Origin of the sequence: Chitinibacter sp. ZOR0017 (genome assembly GCF_000799095.1) — a bacterium.
Lineage (GTDB): Bacteria > Pseudomonadota > Gammaproteobacteria > Burkholderiales > Chitinibacteraceae > Chitinibacter > Chitinibacter tainanensis.
Window position 1 is genome coordinate 1 of the sequence record NZ_JTLG01000037.1, and the last position, 424, is coordinate 424.

Here is a 424-nt window from a genome sequence, read left to right on the forward strand (position 1 = left end):
ATGCCAAATAAATCCGAATATTGTCGCCAACACCTCCACCTGCATAGGAAATTCTAGGGATGCGATATAAATTTCCTGAGGCACATGCTTCAAAAATCAGTTGCTTTCTCACCTCCTCAATTTGCTCGGGAGTTGGTGGTTTTTTTCGACATACGGATGGGGCAAGACGCGGCCGCTCCGTGGGTTGCGGTATTTTTTGCGACTCCTGTTTGCAGGAAGTCAATGCAAAAACAATTACCACCAAATAACTAAAATGATGTTTCATCATTCTTCCTATAAATTTCAATCCAACCCGAAATTATATTAAATATTCCTTCTAGTTTTTTTAGACTGACCCAGGAATTGATTAACTCATTTAGCATTAGCGTTCACGAACACTTTCCGAAACATGCGCCATCAATGGCGACAGGAAATACTCAATAAT

Annotated in this window: 1 protein-coding gene; it reads right to left on the reverse strand. The window is 40.3% G+C overall.

Annotation, left to right across the window (positions count from 1 at the left end; genetic code table 11):
- A partial coding sequence (locus L991_RS17775) for a hypothetical protein (protein WP_231550548.1) occupies nucleotides 1-265 on the reverse strand: 265 nt, incomplete at its 3' end.
- Nucleotides 266-424: the final 159 nt, after the last annotated feature.